Annotated in this window: 10 protein-coding genes; 4 read left to right on the forward strand and 6 right to left on the reverse strand. The window is 43.2% G+C overall.

Translation table 11 applies throughout. From position 1 onward, the window contains the following. Positions 1-404: 404 nt before the first annotated feature. The 5 genes from IM456_RS05885 to IM456_RS05905 all read right to left on the reverse strand — a co-directional run bounded on the left by IM456_RS05885 (position 405) and on the right by IM456_RS05905 (position 6998). Complete coding sequence (locus IM456_RS05885; RefSeq protein ID WP_012265534.1) at positions 405-1049, reverse strand: HNH endonuclease family protein; 645 nt, start codon at positions 1047-1049, stop codon at positions 405-407. 17 nt (positions 1050-1066) lie between these two features. Continuing rightward, positions 1067-2440: an AAA family ATPase gene (locus IM456_RS05890; protein ID WP_287692306.1), complete on the reverse strand. Its 1374-nt coding sequence runs from the start codon at positions 2438-2440 to the stop codon at positions 1067-1069. 115 nt (positions 2441-2555) lie between these two features. Then, on the reverse strand, positions 2556-3602 hold the full coding sequence (gene fbp, locus IM456_RS05895; RefSeq protein ID WP_002801107.1) for a class 1 fructose-bisphosphatase: 1047 nt from the start codon (positions 3600-3602) through the stop codon (positions 2556-2558). A 358-nt stretch (positions 3603-3960) separates the two neighbouring features. Continuing rightward, positions 3961-4743, reverse strand: coding sequence for a DUF3153 domain-containing protein (locus IM456_RS05900; protein ID WP_149987926.1), 783 nt, complete (start codon positions 4741-4743; stop codon positions 3961-3963). Between the two features lie 2 nt (positions 4744-4745). Further along, complete coding sequence (locus IM456_RS05905; protein ID WP_287692309.1) at positions 4746-6998, reverse strand: ribonuclease R family protein; 2253 nt, start codon at positions 6996-6998, stop codon at positions 4746-4748. 421 nt (positions 6999-7419) lie between these two features. Between IM456_RS05905 and IM456_RS05910 the strand changes: the two genes are divergently transcribed. Then, entirely contained in the window at positions 7420-8196 is a 777-nt protein-coding gene (locus tag IM456_RS05910) for a slr1353 family protein (RefSeq protein WP_287692311.1), read from the forward strand. Between the two features lie 421 nt (positions 8197-8617). Here the strand turns inward: IM456_RS05910 and IM456_RS05915 are convergent, their stop codons facing one another. After that, positions 8618-9814, reverse strand: a complete 1197-nt coding sequence (locus tag IM456_RS05915) for a DUF4377 domain-containing protein (RefSeq protein WP_287692313.1) — start codon at positions 9812-9814, stop codon at positions 8618-8620. Positions 9815-10077: 263 nt separating this feature from the next. Here IM456_RS05915 and IM456_RS05920 point away from each other — a divergent pair, with 263 nt between their 5' ends. From IM456_RS05920 to IM456_RS05930, 3 genes are all read left to right on the forward strand, one after another. Then, positions 10078-10422: a YbaB/EbfC family nucleoid-associated protein gene (locus tag IM456_RS05920; protein ID WP_149987929.1), complete on the forward strand. Its 345-nt coding sequence runs from the start codon at positions 10078-10080 to the stop codon at positions 10420-10422. 59 nt (positions 10423-10481) lie between these two features. After that, a complete protein-coding gene (locus IM456_RS05925; RefSeq protein WP_216645721.1) occupies positions 10482-11204 on the forward strand; it encodes a pyridoxine 5'-phosphate synthase in 723 nt (240 codons plus the stop codon). Between the two features lie 67 nt (positions 11205-11271). After that, the gene (locus IM456_RS05930) at positions 11272-11583 is read left to right on the forward strand and encodes an MgPME-cyclase complex family protein (protein ID WP_002797828.1); all 312 of its coding nucleotides are present in this window, start codon (positions 11272-11274) and stop codon (positions 11581-11583) included. Positions 11584-11795 lie beyond the last annotated feature (212 nt).

Genomic DNA, 11795 nt, shown 5'->3' on the forward strand with positions numbered 1-11795 from the left:
CTAACGAGAGAATCAGGGATTTGGGCGAGCTTACTAGAAATCTTTATCAACAACGGGGGGTGAGCTGCATCGAACTTTTTCGCTCGAACACCCCAAAAAGCTTGTGCTGTAAGGAGTTCAGCCAGCTTGTCCCCCTGTCAGGTAGAGTCCAGAATTACAATCACTCTTTTAATCCCATCCCTGAACTTTTCTGGCTCTCCTAGACTGGTTATAGCAAATTAGTAGTTTAAATCAGCCTAAACCCTTAAATAGTCTGGAATCTAACAAAGCAAAAAGCTTTTTTTATTAAAATTGCTTTTTTGAATTCTGGTGAGCCTTACTTCTTTTAACCGTCCGTTGCATTTCAGTTGTTATTTGTCTGTTTTAGGTTTTAATTTAGAGCATATTTATCAAGAGGGTTGCTCTTAAGCTTGGAGCCAACTTCTCAAGATATTAATTACTACTGGAGTGAAAGGTTCCATTTGATCTTGCTGAGGTTGTGATAGGTCATCGATTAATATATTTAATATTTCATCATCCTCTAAGCCGTCATCTGGATTTATGCCATTTTCCCATAATAAAACATTAGACAACTGCTTCCGTGTTTCGATCAAAGCACGGTTATTTTTTTCATGGTCACCCAAATTTAAAACTCGAATCGTGACAGCTGCCCGATCGCTCAATCCTTCTACCCGACCACTAATTTTGAATCGCAGTTCTGTTTCACATTCTGTCATCAGGGGAGTTAGGGGTAGGTGTTGAGATTTATGTGCATCACCGCATTGATTAGGGGTATTACAACTAGCAACAATATTTGAAAAGTCGAGCGTACGTTTAGGATTTAGCTTTTGAGCTTCTATATGCTCATTATGGCAAGCATTAATTTTTTCGATTCGCTGGCAGCAATAGGCACAAAGATAAAACTGCTCATTAAGAGCATAGTCTCGAATCTTTGCCCGAACGACTTTCCCTTCTTCTGTTTTATCTAAATCATCGTATGCCCCATGAGGGTTCTTCCTTTTCCAAGCTTTTAAACAACAAGGTTCAGCCCCTTTACTAATGGTTCGCATAAGGTTCAGCCCCTTTACTAATGGTTCCCATGACGCAATTCTTGTTTACGGAGCAGTAGTTTTGCTTTGACCAATTCGAGATGATTGGCAGGTAGTTCCTCACTTAATTCTGCCAGCAATTGTTGAGCCTCGGTTAGCTTTGAATCTTGTATGGCATCTAGCAGATCGTTCAATTCAGTATCAATTTTCTCATTACGAATGCTGGTATTCATGACATCTAATAAGACAGTATTAGCATCTTGCCCATATTGAGATGGTAACTGTCGCAATTCGCCATTAGCTAAAGTGTAGATCAAAACATTTTTACAATCACTGATCACTAGAGGTGAATGGGTTGTCAGCACAAACTGACAATTTGGGAAAGTTTCGGTCAGGCGCTCGCAGAGGCGACGTTGCCAAGAGGGATGTAGATGCAAATCGACTTCATCAATCAAAACGATACCATCACCTGCTAAAGGATTTTCTAAGGCAGGGTTCAGCATGGCTAGACGGCGGGCAATATCACCAACGAGAGCCATTAGGGATTTTTCGCCTTGTGAAAGTTGGGCGACGTTGAGGGTTTCACCATTTTTGTCCACTGCCATGTAGAGACGAGGTTTACGACGGACTCTAAGGTTATCCATATGGGGCATAAATCGGCCAATGGCGGTGCGAACTGCTGTTAATTGCCGATCTTTAGCTGAGGCATTGCGTTCATTTAACCATCGCCATACGTCTTGATTGGTTTCAGCCATTATTGGTCTTAGTTGGTTGAGAACGTCTTCAGGAACTCCTGATTCATTTTCGGTATCTTCCCGTTCTCGGAACCATTCAAAAAAGCGGCGAAAGTCAACGCCCTGACTTAAGGAGTTATCATAACCGTCCAATTGCAAAAAGGTATGCTTAGTCCTAATTTTTAGTGGAATATCGAGTACGACACGCTCGACAGGATAAAACGCAATTAGGGGTAGGCTAGTTTTGTCATCATGGGTGAGGGCATCACGATAACGATTGGCCAAGCGCGTACAGTCATTAAGGTTGCTATTATATTGGGCTTTACGTCCTTTTCTATTTTTGGCAAGAATCCATCTGAAATAATGGTCAATCTCGCTTTGATCGGGATTGTTTAATGATTTGGAGGAATCCCAGACTTCGATTTCAATGCTGCCAGCATTAGCAGTATTAAATATGGCATCTTCAGAAATAGGATTACCACTCCCTTTTTCTGTAAGTAAACGAGCAGTAAACCAACTAAGAGAAGTTGCTAATGCTTTTAGTATAGCAGTTTTACCAGCCCCGTTATTACCAACAAAAACGGTAATTTTGCTTGGGTTTTGCTCTGTAGGCGCCAAGGAAATTTCCAGCTTTTCAAATAGCCCGATGTTATTTAAGATGACCCGTTGAATTTCCATATCGGGGAGAGTGGTGAGGGATATGCTGACTGCTGATAGACTAGGTATAAAACCGTAAAACAGTTAGAAGATAGGGAAAATATCTGGCTTCCTAATCGCTAAATAAAACTATAAGTTAAACTCGATCGCGATGACGGCGATCAGCGATAAAAGACTCCACCAATTTGACATCTTCGACACTACCGATCACTAAAGGTGTGCGGTAGTGTAATTTATCGGGAACGATATCTAAAAGATTTGTCACACCATCACTAGCTTTACCTCCTGCCTGTTCAATTAAAAAAGCAAGGGGGGCAGTTTCATAAATTAAGCGCAATTTTCCCTGGGGATTTTTAACAGTACCTGGATAGAGAAAAACTCCACCCTGCATTAAAATTCGATGGATATCTCCCACTAATGCCCCACTGTAACGGGCCGTGTAACCATCATGACGGTGGACATAACGAGTATAGTCGCGAATTGCCTCATCCCACTGCCAAAAATTGCCCTCATTGGTACTATAAATCGGACCGTGATCGGGGATAATAATATTCTCTTGGGCAAGGATAAATTCCCCTAAACTGGGGTCAAGGACAAAGGCATGAACACCGCGACCGATCGAGTAAACTAAAATAGTTGAGGGTCCATAGAGAATATAACCGGCGGCGATTTGTTGACGACCATTTTGCAGTAAATCCCGCGCCTCTCCGTCTAAATCATTGCCTTCCTGTTGACGGATGGCAAAAATCGAACCCACATTTAGGTTAATATCCACATTGGAAGAACCATCGATCGGGTCGTAGAGTAGGGTATAGCGACCGATGGGACAGTTTTCTGGGATATAATAGGGTTTATCCATTTCCTCGGAAGCAAGACGGCAAACTAAACCACTTTGCTTAAAAACCGAGATAAATACTTCATTGGCAAAAACGTCCATTTTCTTGACTGATTCCCCTTGGACGTTGGTTTCTCCAGTAAAACCTAGTACATCCGCCATTAATCCCGCTTTGCTGAGACGACGGGCAATTAATTTCCCCGCTAGGGCAATCCGACTCATAATTGCGCTTAAATCCTGCGCGTCGGGGGAAAAGCTTTGTAGTTGTTGCAGGACGTGACGAGAGAGGGTGGTACAATCTCGATCGAGGCTATGTTCGGGGATAGAAAAGGGAATATTGCTAACCATAACTGTAATTGCCAGTGTTGAAGTAAAAAGGGAAACCCGTCTAGTCTCAATTATGACTATGGTTTGATCCTAGCCAAGATTTTCCCTATTGCGGGCCAATTTTTAGATCAGTTTTAGAGTTGGCTAATTTTCCCCTCATTGATCATTAAATTTTGGTCAATAAGTAGCTGGTTATAATTAAATTGAAGATGGATACCCCCTTAATCCTAGGGTTGATTCAAGGTAGGGTTGATTCAAGGTAGGGTTGATTCAAGGTAGGGTTGATTCAAGGTAGGGTTGATTCATGAATCAACCCTACCCTTGATAAGGGGGGTGTCTGACAGTTTTTAACACCTAACTACTTACTTGCCATCTCAATTTAAGTCGATGGGGATACACCGGGCAAGCGTTTATATTTCAAGTAATAGGCAAAACCTGTTATTAAAACAATAACTATTGTGCCGATACCTAAATAGTTAGGAAGCCAAAAAGCTGCCGCAATGGTGTTAATTTCTCCCGGTTTTAAATGCCAAATTAACTGATTGTCAACTTGTTCTACCGGGGGATTTAATCCTGAGTCATCTTCAATATTTTGACCAGCGAAGGGAGTCTTTAAAGCGAAGTCGATATCGACTAAAGAACCGGGGCTAACGATAATATTTCCCTGTTCAGAAAGTACACCTAAAGCCCGCAAATCAACGGTTAATTTTAAGTTTTTCTGAGTCAAAAAGAACCAATCTCGTTCTGTAACTGCCAGTTTTGAGTCTAGTTGCAGTAACTTTATATCATCGGTATTAGCGGAATTTTTGATTTTAAAGGAAGAACTAGGATCAAAAAATTGATTAAATTTTTCCTCTAATTCCTGACTATTACTAAAGGGAATAGTCACAATTATTTCTCGTTCGGAAATAGGAGCGGTTTTCCCCTTAAGTAATTTTGCCCTCTGTTCGATACTATTTAACCATTTAGTGGCTTCGGTTTGACTGAGACTGGTTAAGCGTTGTCCGAGGGTGATATGTTGAATAATTTCCCCGTGGTGTTGGTGGGGAAAATTAATGCCCACATCGTAACGGACACAGCCAGTTAAAAATAGAAAAATACCGCATAAAAAGGGCAGAATAAAGCGGGGTTTCCCGATTTTTTCGGTGGTTGGTTGATTCATAATTAATCTTCTTCTAAGTCGTCATAACTTGCTGAACTGCCACCGCTAACCGTAACTAGATCGATTTGCTGACGATAATAGTCTACATCTTTTACTTCCACTTCTACCTCATCACCGAGACGATAGGCAACGCGATTTTTCCGTCCTACCAAACAGCTATGACGAGCGCGATATTCGTACCAATCATCCTTGAGAGAAGAAACATGGACCAAACCCTCCACTAATAAATCGGAAATTTCCACGAAGAAACCATAGGATTGTACACCAGTAATTAAGCCGCGAAAAACTTGACCCATTCTTTCTTTCATTTTCTCGGCTTTTTTCAATCCTTCTAGGTCTTTTTCCGCATCTTCAGCAATTTTTGAGCGATCATTGAGATGGGAAACAATTAGGTGGCTTTCTTCTTCCAACTCCTCCTGAATTTGGCTCGGTAGAATATTCCAATGAATCTGTCCATGACAGCTATTACTGCCCAAATTAACCCCGACTTTGACGATTTTGCTGCGGCGATCTTTCCCCTCTGTTAATAGGATTTTTAACACCCGTTGTACCCAAAGATCGGCATATCTTTGCAGGGGTGAGAGACAGTGGGTGTAATTGCCAGGATAGGCCAAACCAAAATGGTGTAAAGGATGGCTGCTATATCTAACTAATTTGAGAGTTTCTTGCAGGAGATAATTGAGGACTTTCACCGATGTGGAGGCGGAAAAAGTGCGGGTGAGATTTTGATAGTCATTGGGTTTAATCTCCTCCTCGGCAGTTAAATTTAATTCTGCCCCTAAATTATTGGCTAATTTGAGTAAATCCTCCAATTCATCCCAATCCGGTTCCGATTGTCCGCAGTAGATACAGGGCAATTTTAAGGCCTGTAAATGTTCGGCGACAACTTTGCCGGCTAAAATTGCCACTTCTGTCAGTAAAGAGCGGGCCGGTAAATTATTAGAAGCGAGAACAGTCCCCCCCCGTCCTTCGTCTTTGTAGGGGGAGATTTTGTCTAATTGAATATCAAAACTACCCCGCTGCAGACGTTGGGATTTTAGGGTGGGGCAAACGCTGAAAAATAAATCTTTCAGGGTTTCAACGGTATCGGTGGGGGCAGCTTCGCTATCTTCTTCACTGAGCAGATCGCGCACCTGTTGATAGGTAAAATGTTGATCCACTTGGATGAGGCTGCGGGTGATTTCGTACTCCACTAGCTCCCCCTTGTCATCGAGGGTGACGAGGATAGAAATAGCGGGGCGCTGTTCTTGCGGTGACAGGGAACAACGACTGGTAACGGCAGCCGGGACTAATGGCAGCACTTTTTCGCCTAAATAGACGGCAGTTCCCCGTTTTTTGGCAACTTTATCCAATAATCCGCCCCGTTCAATGTAACGGGCCACATCGCTGATATGAATGGCGACTCGCCAGCGATTTTGGTTGATTTTCTCTAAAGAAAAGGCATTTTCAATGATCGGGGGATAATCCAGGGGGTTGTCATCTTCGATGGTAAAAGTGAAAAATTGGGTTAAATCTCGCAGTTGTTCTTTTTCGCCACTATCGAAGAAATACGCTAAATTATCGGCAATTTCGAGGGCTTCCGGCGGAAAATTATGGGGTAGATCGTGTTTACAGGAGACGATATCGGTGTCGGCAGCGGCCTCGGCCGTGGAACCGAGAACACGAGTAACTTTACCGATGGGAGGCATTTCCCCTAGGGGATAACGGAGGACGGAAACATGAACGAGGTGATCGATGTTTTCTTGGAGATTTTGACCGTTTTCGAGGAGATTAAGGGTAAATTTCAGGCGATCATCCAGGGGAACCGCCACAAACCGCTCATTTTCCTGTTTTACTTGCGCTAGAAGCGAAGGGTTAGCTCGTTCGAGAATTAATCTCACCTCTCCCTCTGGGGAACGACGACGGGTTCCCTCGCGGATGATTTTGACTAAAACTCGATCGCCATTCCAAGCGTTACTTAGATGATTTTTCGAGACGTAGATGTCATCAGCATCTTCGATATCTTGGATAGCAAAGCAAAATTCTTTACTGGAACAGCGCAGCTTTGCTTCTACGACATTTTCCTCGATCACACGACGATAGCGCCCGCGTTCTTTGACAACCATTCCCAGACGTTCCAAAGCATCGAGAATCACTTGCAATTTTTCGCAGCTTTCGGGATCGTCTTCGCATCCCAGTTTTTTTTCGAGAAGTTTACCCGTAGCTAATTTATCATCACTAAGATGAGAGAGGAGTGTGGCGATCGAGAAGTCCATCTGACAATAATCCTTACTTACAAGACACTGACGGAATCGTGAATAATTAAGTTTAAATACTTAATAATGGGAAGATTGATTTAAACTATTGACTCGAGAGATTATCTCTGTCGGGGTAATTGCGATCGCTGGTGGTGACAGTGAAGGTAAACTGACCAAGCATCGAACACCCGAACCTACCTTGAGAATTATCGAATCCTTCCTTAGGATAAGCCAATAGCGAACACTGACAAACTCTTCGGCGATCGCTAGTCTTTCTGGCAGAAGCTTCAGCCTAGTAGAATCTTGTTACTGTGGGCAAGGCTAGTCCTAGGACTGAAAATTTTATCTAACCTTTAATCTTAGCAAGAACTTGCTACATTTTTCCAGAATTACGATAGAGTATTCTCATATAAGTACAAAAGAACTCGAAAAAGTCACCATGTTGCAAAAGTTACGCCAACGTTACCCCCAAGTTGCCCTGATTAGTGAGTTAGTTCAAATCGATCACGGCAAGTATATTGTGAAAGCGATCGTCGAAATTGAAGGAAAAACGGTCGTTACAGGTTTAGCGGCGGCAGATACGGTGGAAATAGCGGAAGATAGAGCCAGAGAACGAGCTTTACTGCTTTTAGAGGCTGAAAACACCCCCGATCTCCAGCTTGTGGAAAAAGTCAGCCCCAATAATATTTCTCTACCAGAAGATTTACCTAAACCCGTCGCTAGTGCCAAAAAATCGACCAAAACGGCTAAAGTGACTGAAATACCTCGTCCTGAAGCTAAAATTGAACCGGAATTACCCCAAGTTAAGGATATTCCCCCAGCTAAAATTGAACCGGAATTACCCCAAGTTAAGGATATTCCCCCAGCTAAAATTGAACCGGAATTACCCCAAGTTAAGGATATTCCTTTACCAGAACCAGAGCCTTTATTATTAGAAATGGAAACCGATAATTACTCCTTATTATCAGAATTGCCAGAAGAAGCGAGTTTAACCGAAGAAGAACCCCCAGAACCAGAACCAGTTGTTGTTATTCCTGAAGAAATCGATTATTCAGTTCTTAAAACTAAAATTGATGTGGAGATGAAACGATTAGCTTGGACCACAGAAAAAGGTCGGGAATACCTGATTTCTACCTATGGCAAAAAGTCCCGTTTACTGCTAACTAATGAGGAGTTATTAGAATTCTATAACTACTTATCTAGTATCAGTGCCTAATCACTAAACCTGCTGCATAAATCAAAAATCTTCCGTTAAGTGAGGAGTCTCCGAGCCAGTATTCTCCGAGTCAGGAGAAGCAGAAAGAAATAGATTATTTCCTGGCAGTAGAAAAGCGATCTTTTTCTGGAAAAATCCTTAAATTAAGGACTTTAAGAGCAAGTCTGCGATTAAAAACTCAATTTTGCGGGAGATATAATAAAAAAGGAAGCTATTAAGTAGGGAGGCACAATTATTTGTAGGATGGGTTAGCGGTAGCGTAACATAATCGGGCGTTGGGTTTCATGCTTCAACCCAACCTACGTTCATCTTATATTTAATTCCACCCACCCACTTAGCTGCCAGTCTTTTTCTCCCTATCTCCCTATCTCCCTATCTCCCTATCTCACTGATAACTGATAACTGATAACTGATAACTGAATTAGTTTCTCACCGCTTCTGTTTCCGCTTCTTTGGGAACAACAACTGGCACTCCGCTGACTGTTTCGATTTGATAAATAACGCGACTTAATTGGGAGGGACAACAGAGAGGATCCGTGTCTTTATAGCGATTAAAAACCACAATAATTCGATCGCTATTTTGTAAAACAATTCTCTGAGATGCCCCATCAGCGCGAGAATCCATCGGTCGCGGGGAAAGAGTGCCAGCGAATTTACCATCGACAAAAACAAAGTCTTGATAACCCATCGGTCGGCACATTCCATCCACTCCACTCATGGCCGAAATAATGCTAGTTTTACCATAGGTTTGCACGGACCCGTACAGTAACCATCCTGCTTTATTAAGCGCTTGATCATTGGCAGTAATTGCCGGACGAACCTGTTCACGACACTGGTTATCAATCACGGTTTTAACGGGAGATTTGGGGATAGGTGCCTTGGCTTTATTCCAATTAGTTAATGGTCGATCAAACCAAGCTCGCGGAGTCTCTTTTTCTGGGGTTTGGCTAATAACTTCTAATAGCTTCCATGTTTCCGAATTTTGATTATTAGCTGGATTGGAGACGGTTTCAACGCTAACTTTAATTTGATATAAAAATCCTGGTTTATAATCAAATCCATCGATACTATTGGCGAACAATCTCCAGTTTTCCTCTGGTTTTTCTCGAATCTGTAAACAGTCTTTGGTTGGGCCTTGGCTACAGGGTTGTTTCCTAGAATTGATATAAATTGTCTTTTCCGTGCGCGTGGTGGTCGGTGCGGGGGTAAAAGTGAGGATTCCTAAACCTTCGGGAGTACGATAAAATAATTGTAAATCGCCTTTAGCTGTCACTTGGAATTGTTCCACTCCTTGCAAGGCGGCCAGATATTGATTTTCTTGTTTCATCTGCGGTTCCGGACAAGCTTTTTTCGTAGTAGCGATCGCTTGGTTGATCTGGAACGTGCCATTATTGACTTGATAGCCGGTATTATACTGGTTGCATCCGGCCGAACCACTGAGGATATTTTTCTGGAAAGCGGCAGTAATTTCCGTTTCTTTGACCAAACTTCCGGCTGTCCACCCCCTTAGTTTCCATCGAGTCCCCTCCAAAGGGGAAGTATTAGCGATCGCCGCTTTCCCCGCTAAAGCACAACTTAGGGCAATTGTCAAGAAAATTCCCGTTTTTTTGGCGTTCAAAATTGCTATTCTCCTCGTCAAAGCAACAATTGTATTATGGCGTGGGGTAATCGACTGAGTGGTTAGGATAATTTTTCGGATTTCTCTTTCTGACCATCCCGTGACGGATGAAGAGAGAACAAGTTCCCTCAAACCTTAACCCAGTCAGAAAGTCATCGTTGTCAATAATCACTTTTTGCCCTCAAATGGCCAAAAGTTGACCCCAGTTCACCTTAAGCAGTACAATAAAAACCTTGAGTGACCCCTTAAACAAAAAAAACATCATGGCACAAGGACAAGGATTCGGATTCGGTCTCGGTAAGATTAAAGAACTACAAGACGCTTTCCAAAAAGCGCAACAGGTGCAACAAGGGGCCAAAGTTCTGCAAGAAGAACTGGAAAATATGGAAATTCCCGGCCAGAGTGAAAATGGCTTGGTGACAGTCTATCTCAGTGGCAACCAAGAACCCCGGGGTATTGAAATCGACCCTTCTCTCCTCTCCCAAGATCTGGAGATTGTGGCTGGGTCTATTCTAGAAGCCATGAAAGTCGCCTATAGTGCCTCCACGGAAACCATGCGCAGCAAAATGGAAGAACTGACCAGTGGTTTAAATATCCCCAGTATGTAATCGCTTTTGACGGCAATGGTAAGATGGAAAGTTGGACTAACAAACAAGGAGGTTCAACTTTGCTGACTTTGGGTGTCAATATCGACCATGTGGCCACAATTCGCCAAGCGCGCCGCACCGTGGAACCGGATCCCGTGGCGGCGGCAGTTTTGGCCGAAATCGGTGGTGCTGATGGCATTACCGTTCACTTGCGCGAGGATCGTCGTCATATCCAAGATCGCGATGTGCGGATTCTCCGGCAAACGGTGCGGACTCATCTGAATCTGGAAATGGCCCCGACGGAGGAAATGATCGCCATTGCTCTCGATATTAAACCCGATTATGTCACCCTTGTCCCCGAAAAGCGCCAGGAAGTGACCACGGAAGGGGGAATCGATATGCTGGGCAATTTTGACCGTTTTTGTCGGGTTGTAGAGCGCCTGCAAGCGGCTAATATCCCCGTTAGTTGGTTTATTGATGCCGATTTTGCCCAAATTCAAGCGGCCGCTAATACGGGGGCGAAATTTATCGAACTCCATACCGGTCAATACGCCGAAGCACAACAGGAGAGCGATCGTCAAGCATCGTTAACAATTCTTAAAGAAGGTTGTGAATACGCTTCCTCTCTGGGTTTGCGGGTGAATGCTGGTCACGGTTTGACCTATTGGAATGTTTATGATGTCGCCTGTTTGCCCAATATGGAAGAATTGAACATTGGTCACACAATTATCAGTCGTGCGGTTTTGGTCGGGTTGGAACGGGCTGTTAGGGAAATGAAATTGGCTATGCGTGGACAATTGTAAAAGCCATCAGCTATCAGCTAATCTCCCGACTAACGAACAATTACACTGAAAAATTAAAGGAAAGATGATGACAACTTATTATTATTTGGTAGCCAGTCAAAAGTTTTTAGAAGAAGAAGCGATCGAAAAGGAAGTTTTGAAGGAAAGAATCAGGAATTATCAAGAAAAAGGTCAAGAAATTGATTTTTGGTTAATTGCCAATCCAGCTTTTTTAGATACTCCCGCTTTTGCCGATATCAAAAAGAAAACTCCCCAACCAGCAGCGGCAATTGTTTCTCTCAATCAACAGTTTATTACTTGGCTGAAATTGCGTCTAGAATACGTTATTACCGGACAGTTTGAAGCTCCTTCCGATAGTATTCCCGAACCGTTAAAATAACCCTTTTTTGTCTGTGGTAAATAAGTGGTTATAATTAAATAGAAGATAGATTTTGGGTTCGATCCCCCCTGCCCCCCTTGATAAGGGGGGTGCCGATAGGCGGGGGGATCCCCCTTGATAAGGGGGGTGCCGATAGGCGGGGGGATCCCCCTTGATAAGGGGGGTGCCGATAGGCGGGGGGATCCCCCTTGATAAGGGGGGTGCCGATAGGC

The sequence above is a fragment of the Microcystis sp. M079S1 genome, from assembly GCF_020246425.1.
GTDB classification, from domain to species: domain Bacteria; phylum Cyanobacteriota; class Cyanobacteriia; order Cyanobacteriales; family Microcystaceae; genus Microcystis; species Microcystis aeruginosa.

Coding starts and splice junctions, on each gene's coding strand:
- IM456_RS05885 (WP_012265534.1), bottom strand. CDS start 1,049: ATGCGAACCATTAGTAAAGGGGCTGAACCTTGTTGTTTAAAAGCTTGG.
- IM456_RS05910 (WP_287692311.1), top strand. CDS start 7,420: ATGTTGCAAAAGTTACGCCAACGTTACCCCCAAGTTGCCCTGATTAGT.
- IM456_RS05905 (WP_287692309.1), bottom strand. CDS start 6,998: ATGGACTTCTCGATCGCCACACTCCTCTCTCATCTTAGTGATGATAAA.
- IM456_RS05920 (WP_149987929.1), top strand. CDS start 10,078: ATGGCACAAGGACAAGGATTCGGATTCGGTCTCGGTAAGATTAAAGAA.
- IM456_RS05930 (WP_002797828.1), top strand. CDS start 11,272: ATGACAACTTATTATTATTTGGTAGCCAGTCAAAAGTTTTTAGAAGAA.
- fbp (WP_002801107.1), bottom strand. CDS start 3,602: ATGGTTAGCAATATTCCCTTTTCTATCCCCGAACATAGCCTCGATCGA.
- IM456_RS05900 (WP_149987926.1), bottom strand. CDS start 4,743: ATGAATCAACCAACCACCGAAAAAATCGGGAAACCCCGCTTTATTCTG.
- IM456_RS05890 (WP_287692306.1), bottom strand. CDS start 2,440: ATGGAAATTCAACGGGTCATCTTAAATAACATCGGGCTATTTGAAAAG.